The sequence below is a fragment of the Frankia sp. CcWB2 genome (assembly GCF_977927585.1).
Map to the genome: position 1 here is coordinate 30496 of NZ_CDWRCM010000018.1, position 3041 is coordinate 33536.

A 3041-nucleotide genomic window follows, 5' to 3' on the forward strand; every position below is an offset into this window, starting at 1 on the left:
CCCCTACCGGTCTCCGGCGCGCGGCAGGGCGGCGAGCCGGTGACCGATGCCTATTCCTATCCCGACTCCTATCCTGGCCCGGCCTTCGACCGCCGGCTGCAGGCATACCCCGGGCGGAACCGGGGCGCGGGTGACGACCATGACCTGGAGGATCAGGAACGGCGTGCTGACCCGGGGCCGCGGCCGGTTGTCCCGCGTCCGCAGGCCTTGCCCGAGACGCATCGTCCGTCGACGCCGTCCGAACAACCGACGCCGTCCGAACAACCGACGCCGTCCGAACAACCGAGGCCGGCCGCGTCTCGCGACCACCTCGCCGGTTCGGCCCCGGCGAACGGCGGTTTTGCGGCCCGGCGTGCCGATGAGGCCGTGGAAAGTCCCGATTTCCCACCGATCACCGCGCCCCGGCCGGTCGCCCCGTCCCGGCCGGTTGCCGCGCTGATGGTGGTGCTGGCGGCCGTCGGAGCCGGCATCGGCTCCGTCCTGCCGTGGAGCGAGATGTCCAGCGGCGACGAGACACGTACGTTCAGCGGTCTCGTGGTCGGAGACGGGCGCACCATCGGTGTCCTGGCGGTCATGCTCGGTGCCATCGGGGTGGGACGGTTGGTGCGTCGGCCGCTTGCCGGTGCGATCGACGTCGCCCTCGCCCGAATCATCGCGGTCCTGATCGTGATTATCACCGCTCTGGACCGCATCTACGGGCCGCCGACCCTCGCCTCGTTCCGCGCGATTTCCGCGGATGCGATCTCGATCCGTCCACAGGCGGGGATCACGGTGTGCCTCGGCGCCGGCCTCCTCGCCCTGATCGGGGCGGTGCTGCTCCAGCCGAGGACGAAGCCCCCTCGAGGGTGACCCGTCCGCATCGATCCGGTTCCGGTGGTCGTGCTCCCACGTCCTTCCGCTGACCCCTTGCTGGGGGACAACGGATTCGGTGGATGTGGGTCATGACCGAATCGTCATTGTCCGCGAGGATGTTCCTGGTCAAGGAAACACGGGGGAGTCAAGGGGACGCAGGGAGGACAGGCCGCCGGGCCAGGGGATGTCCGCCGAGGTGTTCCGTTCCTTGATCGGGCGCGCGCTCTCCCGCTGTGCGGGGGGTGGCGTGAGGGCGCGCGCCGGGTCTACGTCCTCGTGATCACTCTGGTGGCGGGGTCAGGCCGTTCCCTCGGCACCGGGATTGAGATGGCCGTCTTCCACTGCGAGTTTGTAGAGGTCGACCTTGGTGCTCGCGTCCCGCCCGGCCTTGCGGTACTTCGATCGGACCCGATCGATGTACTGCTTCGCCGTTTCCGGAGAGACGTTCATCTTGTGGGCAACCGTCTTCATGGGCATTCCGGTCGCATAGAGACGCAGTGCTTCTACTTCTTTGGGCGACAGGCCCGGTTTGTCCGGGGCGTCATCGGTGAGCAGCAGGAATGCCAGCTGCGGCGAGATCCACCCCGTTCCCGCGGCGGCGGCGCGGATCGCGGTGGCCAGATCCTCGATGTCGTCGGTCTTCGGGACGAAGCCCGACGCGCCGGCGCGCATCGCGTCGCGAACCGTCGCGGGAGCCGCCGCGGCGCTGAAAACCACGACCGCGCGGTCCACCGCGAGCAGCCGCTGGATGTTATGGGGCGGCGCGGTGCCATCGCCGAGATCGAGATCGAGCAGGATCACCTGGGCGCCGTGCCCCGGGCCGGCCAGCAGGGCTTCGATGGAGTGAGCGGTGCCGATCAGCCTGAAGTCCTCGACGTCGTGAAGGAGGTCCGCGAGGCCGCGAAGCACGATCGGGTGATCGTCCACTGCCGCCACGGTGATGGCGCCAGGTACTGCGGGTACTGCAGTTCCGTTCGCTACGCTCATGCTGGTCCAGTCGTTCTCCCGGACTTGCCGGCCACGAGGCGACAGACCTCGTCAGGCCGTACGGGCGTTGGTGCCCGCTGGCGGAGCGCGGGGCCCCACCGATCGCTGGGTGCGTCGGGGACACCGCACCCAGCGACGCCAACCATTTCAGCAGATCCCCACCGGGTGGCTGGTGGAGCATAGGGAGGGCCCAGCGTGGCGAGTGTCACGAGGGGACACGTCCATCAGAAGACGATCATAGATCATCGGCCGTCCACGTCCGAGCGATGCTCGGACGTGCTAGCGGCTCGTGGCGAGTTCGTCGGCGTCGGCGCGGGCAATGGGCGCTGCGCCAGCGGCGCGCCTGGAGCCAGGCTGAGCTGGCCGGCGCGGCGGGCATGACGCAGTCGGCGGTGGCACGGTTCGAGGCCGGCGGCACCGTACCGACACTCCCGGCGCTGGAACGGCTCGCCGAGGCACTCGACGCCGACCTCGACGTCCGCGTCATCCCTCGCTCCGCAGCGTAGGAGACGTTCTGGCACGCCCTGTCCGACATGAGCCGGTGAAATTCAGCGGGCGCCGACGACGGCTAGCTCGTCCAGTCCTCCCAGCTCAGGCCGGTGACCCGGCTGAACTCCGAGGTGTTCGCCGTAACGACTGTCAGCCCGCGCCGCAGTGCCTGCCCGGCGATCAACAGATCGTAGGCGCCAATCGGCGTCCCGGCCTTCTCCAGGGCGGCGCGCACCTCGCCGGCAGTACGGGCGTCCTCGTCATCGAAGTCAAGCAGGTCCAGGTCACCGGAGAGCAGTATCCGCAGGCGCTCGGTGTTCTCCGGCACCTGAGCGCTCTTCGCCACGCCATACCACAGCTCGAACAAGACGACCGACGAGAGCGCGAGATAATCCTCGGACGCTTCGGCCTCCCGGTACCGTTCCCGCACGCCGGCGGGCTTGTTCCGCAGCAGCGCGACCACAGTGTTGGTGTCCAGGAGGTAGCTCATCCGAAGAAGTCCTCCCCGGCGGGCGTCGGCGGCTGGTTCCTGCCGTCCTCGAACAGCGGCACGTCCGCGAAACGGTCCAGCTCGGTGAACCAGGCATCGACATCGGACGCGATCGGCTCCAGCAGCACGCCGTCTCCCATGCGCCGGACGCGCACCCGGTCACCGGGCAGCCCTGTCTCTTATACACATCTCCGAGCCCACGAGACGGACTCCTAGCTCGTAT

The 3041-nt window shown here is 68.9% G+C and carries 5 protein-coding genes; 2 read left to right on the forward strand and 3 right to left on the reverse strand.

Going from position 1 to position 3041, the window contains the following annotated elements; genetic code table 11:
* Positions 1–849: hypothetical protein (locus ACY45C_RS03780; RefSeq protein ID WP_462186256.1), on the forward strand; the 849-nt coding region annotated here is incomplete at its 5' end.
* Positions 850–1149: 300 nt separating this feature from the next.
* Here the strand turns inward: ACY45C_RS03780 and ACY45C_RS03785 are convergent.
* The gene (locus ACY45C_RS03785) at positions 1150–1839 is read right to left on the reverse strand and encodes a response regulator transcription factor (protein ID WP_462186257.1); all 690 of its coding nucleotides are present in this window, start codon (positions 1837–1839) and stop codon (positions 1150–1152) included.
* 266 nt (positions 1840–2105) lie between these two features.
* On the opposite strand from ACY45C_RS03785, the gene ACY45C_RS03790 reads away from it, so the two are divergent.
* Entirely contained in the window at positions 2106–2345 is a 240-nt protein-coding gene (locus ACY45C_RS03790) for a helix-turn-helix domain-containing protein (RefSeq protein ID WP_462186258.1), read from the forward strand.
* Between the two features lie 62 nt (positions 2346–2407).
* On the opposite strand, the gene ACY45C_RS03795 is transcribed toward ACY45C_RS03790, so the two are convergent.
* Together ACY45C_RS03795 and ACY45C_RS03800 are read right to left on the reverse strand one after the other, a co-directional pair.
* The gene (locus ACY45C_RS03795) at positions 2408–2818 is read right to left on the reverse strand and encodes a PIN domain-containing protein (RefSeq protein ID WP_462186259.1); all 411 of its coding nucleotides are present in this window, start codon (positions 2816–2818) and stop codon (positions 2408–2410) included.
* Positions 2815–2946 (reverse strand): hypothetical protein, encoded by a 132-nt coding sequence (locus tag ACY45C_RS03800; protein ID WP_462186260.1) that lies wholly within the window; start codon positions 2944–2946, stop codon positions 2815–2817. Before ACY45C_RS03800 ends, ACY45C_RS03795 begins: the two co-directional genes overlap by 4 nt.
* Positions 2947–3041: the final 95 nt, after the last annotated feature.

What these genes read in the sequence shown, in the direction of transcription:
- ACY45C_RS03785 (WP_462186257.1), bottom strand. Translation starts at nt 1,839, where the DNA reads ATGAGCGTAGCGAACGGAACTGCAGTACCCGCAGTACCTGGCGCCATC.
- ACY45C_RS03790 (WP_462186258.1), top strand. Translation starts at nt 2,106, where the DNA reads ATGCTCGGACGTGCTAGCGGCTCGTGGCGAGTTCGTCGGCGTCGGCGC.
- ACY45C_RS03795 (WP_462186259.1), bottom strand. Translation starts at nt 2,818, where the DNA reads ATGAGCTACCTCCTGGACACCAACACTGTGGTCGCGCTGCTGCGGAAC.